We start from the raw sequence: 1197 nt of genomic DNA, 5'->3' as shown, positions 1-1197 counted from the left end.
AAGCCCCACGTCAACGTGGGCACCATTGGTCACGTTGACCACGGTAAAACCACTCTTACAGCGGCCCTGACCCGTGTATGTGCGGAAGTATGGGGTGGCTCGGCGGTCGCGTTTGACGGTATTGATAACGCACCGGAAGAGCGCGAGCGCGGTATCACCATCGCGACCTCTCACGTAGAGTACGACTCTCCGAACCGTCACTACGCACACGTAGACTGCCCCGGACACGCCGACTACGTGAAAAACATGATCACCGGTGCAGCTCAGATGGACGGCGCGATCCTGGTGTGTGGCGCGACCGACGGTCCTATGCCGCAAACCCGTGAGCACATCCTGCTGTCTCGCCAGGTTGGTGTACCTTACATCGTTGTGTTTCTGAACAAAGCGGACCTGCTGGCCGAAGACTGTGGCGGTGTTGGTACCGAAGAGTACAACGAGATGCTGGAGTTGGTGGAAATGGAGCTGCGTGAGCTGCTCGACACCTACGACTTCCCGGGCGACGACACCCCGATCATTCCGGGTTCAGCCCTGATGGCGCTGAACGGCGAGGACGACAACGAGCTGGGTACCACTGCTGTTAAGAAGCTGGTAGAGACTCTGGACGAGTACATCCCTGAGCCAGAGCGTGCCATTGATCAGCCGTTCCTGATGCCGGTAGAAGACGTGTTCTCTATCTCTGGCCGCGGTACCGTTGTGACCGGTCGTGTAGAGCGCGGCATCATCACCGTTGGTGAAGAAATTGAAATCGTGGGCATCAAAGACACCACCAAGACCACTTGTACGGGTGTTGAGATGTTCCGCAAGATGCTGGACGAAGGCCGTGCGGGTGAGAACGTTGGTGTTCTGCTGCGTGGTACCAAGCGCGACGAGATCGAGCGTGGTCAGGTGCTGGCCAAGCCGGGTTCAGTAACGCCGCACACCAAGTTTGAAGCGGAAGTGTACGTGCTGAGCAAAGACGAAGGTGGCCGTCACACGCCGTTCTTCAAAGGCTACCGTCCGCAGTTTTACTTCCGTACCACGGACGTAACTGGTGCGTGTGAGCTGCCGGAAGGTGTTGAGATGGTTATGCCGGGCGATAACATTCAGATGAGTGTTACGCTGATTCACCCGGTAGCGATGGAAGACGGTCTGCGCTTTGCGATTCGTGAAGGTGGCCGTACCGTTGGTGCTGGCGTGGTAGCCAAAATCATCGAGTAA

Annotated in this window: 1 protein-coding gene; it reads left to right on the top strand. The window is 57.4% G+C overall.

From position 1 onward, the window contains the following. Nucleotides 1-1197: elongation factor Tu (tuf, locus tag QWI16_RS00055; protein ID WP_302710675.1), on the top strand; the 1197-nt coding region annotated here is incomplete at its 5' end.

It is taken from the genome of Gilvimarinus algae (assembly GCF_030518215.1).
Lineage (GTDB): Bacteria > Pseudomonadota > Gammaproteobacteria > Pseudomonadales > Cellvibrionaceae > Gilvimarinus > Gilvimarinus algae.
This window is presented reverse-complemented; position numbering and strand designations above follow the sequence as displayed.